This is a genomic window from Flavobacterium ginsenosidimutans (assembly GCF_003254625.1).
Taxonomy (GTDB): Bacteria; Bacteroidota; Bacteroidia; order Flavobacteriales; family Flavobacteriaceae; genus Flavobacterium; species Flavobacterium ginsenosidimutans.
In genome coordinates this window covers 1-336 of the sequence record NZ_QJRJ01000023.1, presented here as the reverse complement: position 1 = coordinate 336, position 336 = coordinate 1, and the positions used below count along the sequence as shown (strand labels likewise).

The 336-nt window shown below is 44.3% G+C and carries 1 protein-coding gene; it reads right to left on the bottom strand.

The genetic code is table 11. From position 1 onward, the window contains the following. Positions 1-336, bottom strand: a 336-nt coding sequence (locus tag DM444_RS00110; protein WP_204251640.1) for a hypothetical protein, incomplete at both ends; no start/stop codon positions are given.

Here is a 336-nt window from a genome sequence, read left to right as displayed (position 1 = left end):
GGTGTAGGTTCCAGCATTTGAGCATCCTTCAGAAGCCGTAAACTGTCCGCTTACTTTTACGATATTTGTAACATCGGCATCGCATAAGTCAGAAGCAGAAGGGAATAAAGCCTGAGCATTTGCAATTCCAGCTGCATCGCTGCATTCTAAAGTAGCATTTAATGAACCCGCAGCAGTAGTCCAAGAAGGCGCGGCAGTATCCTGAATAGTGATTATTTGAGTGAAAGTGTCAGAAGTGTTTCCGCAGTCATCTTTTACTGTCCATGTATTGGTGTAGGTTCCAGCATTTGCGCATCCTTCAGAAGCCGTGAACTGTCCGCTTACTTTTACGATATT